Below are 1,754 nucleotides of genomic sequence, written 5' to 3'. Positions count from 1 at the left end.
CAAAAGGACAATGACGGCAGATAAACATTACCAGTAACCCCTGCTTACCGGCAAAGGTCTCTAAGGAAATCGTCTCGCCAGACACTGCATCCGGTAACTGAAACTCTGGTGCTTTGGTACCTAAGGGCAACATTGTCGAATTAACTAGTGCCATGGTTTCACTCCTAAACTATTGCGCTCAAAACTGATATTCTTCTAACCTTGCCTACCATATCAGATCCCAACAACCTTGACCTTTCGGCCACGCTATGGGAACAACCAACCTTCAACCAACCAACCTTCAACCAACCAATCTTGGCCTATTGGCTACGCGATCGCGTTCAACCAACCAACCAATCTTCAACCAACCAACCTTGGCCTATTGGCCACGCGATCGCGTTCAACCAACCAACCTTGGCCTATTGGCCACGCGATCGCGTTCAACCAAATAACCAAACCACCAAAAAAACGTGGTATAATAGATCAACTTCCTAGAGGTAGTTGTTTGGAAGAGGTAATCAAAAAGCAACGGAAAATTCTGGTGCCAGCCGTTACCGATGATGAATGGGAATGACCGAAGACCCTGAGGGCGCAACGCCCCACCGATTCTATCCATGGGGTTAGCCCGAGCAGGAATTTATTCCCTAACTGCTCGGTAACTTTCATGCTAGAATATCCACTATAATAGAAAGCAATGCATCAATACCTTGGAGGTGATTTTAAGTGTTGGTTATGGAGTTCAAAGCTGTCCTAAAAGAGCCTCAAAAATTAGCGATAAATGAAGCTATTAGAACGGCTCGTTTTGTCCGTAACAAGGTACTTCGGTACTGGATGGACAATCGTGGAACAGGGAAGAAAGAACTCTATCGATACAACACTCAATTAAGGGAAGAGTTTGAATTTGTTAAAGACCTCAATAGTCATGCTTGCCAAGCCTCTGTTGAGAACGTAGAACGCGCTATAAAACGTTTCTTTGATAACTGCAAAAAGAAAATTCCTGGAAAGAAGGGTTATCCTCGTTTCAAGAAACATTCTAGGTCAGTGGAGTATAAGCAATCTGGATGGAAGTTATCCCCAGATAAGAAGTCCATAAAATTCACCGACAAGAAGGGTATCGGAAAAGTCAAGCTCAAGGGTACCTGGGACTTATGGAGATTCGACCAGAAGCTAATAAAACGAGTTCGGATTGTCCAGAGAGCTAATGGCTATTATGTCCAGTTCTGTGTGAAAGTAGAGAACCAAGAACAACTAGAAGCCACTGGGTTTACTATTGGATTGGACGTTGGCTTAAAGGAGTTTTACACAGACTCTGATGGATACTCAGAACCTAACCCACGATTTTACCGAAAAGGGGAAAAACGTTTAAAGTTTTATCAACGTCGAGTTGATCGAAAAAAGAAAGGCTCTGCTAACCGTAAAAAAGCAATTAATAGACTAGGTAGGACACACCTTAGAATAAGTAGGCAACGCCATGAGCACGCTAAGAGATTGGCGCGCTGCGTAATCCGGTCTAACGACCTGGTCGCCTATGAAGATTTGAGGGTTCGTAATATGGTTAAAAACCACTGTCTTGCCAAATCTATTAATGATGCAGGTTGGTATCAATTTCGAGAATGGTTGGAATATTTTGGTCTAAAGTTTGGCAGGATAACTGTTGCAGTGAACCCCGCCTACACGAGTCAAAGTTGTTCCAACTGTGGTGAAGTGGTTAAAAAGTCTCTATCAACTAGAACCCATATTTGTAAATGTGGCTGCCAGTTAGACAGAGACCACAA

Annotated in this window: 2 protein-coding genes and 1 pseudogene; 2 read left to right on the top strand and 1 reads right to left on the bottom strand. The window is 43.4% G+C overall.

Annotation, left to right across the window (positions count from 1 at the left end):
• Window positions 1-154: pseudogene (locus F6K53_RS39985) on the bottom strand (redoxin domain-containing protein); the annotation flags it as partial.
• Between the two features lie 75 nt (window positions 155-229).
• Between F6K53_RS39985 and F6K53_RS39980 the strand changes: the two are divergent.
• Window positions 230-553 carry a hypothetical protein gene (locus F6K53_RS39980; RefSeq protein ID WP_293085600.1) on the top strand — a complete coding sequence of 108 codons (324 nt, stop codon included), beginning with the start codon at window positions 230-232 and terminating at the stop codon, window positions 551-553.
• Window positions 554-702: 149 nt separating this feature from the next.
• Window positions 703-1,754: transposase (locus tag F6K53_RS39975; protein WP_293085597.1), on the top strand; the 1,052-nt coding region annotated here is incomplete at its 3' end.

Source organism: Moorena sp. SIO4A1 (assembly GCF_010672065.1).
Taxonomy (GTDB): domain Bacteria; phylum Cyanobacteriota; class Cyanobacteriia; order Cyanobacteriales; family Coleofasciculaceae; genus Moorena.
This window is presented reverse-complemented; position numbering and strand designations above follow the sequence as displayed.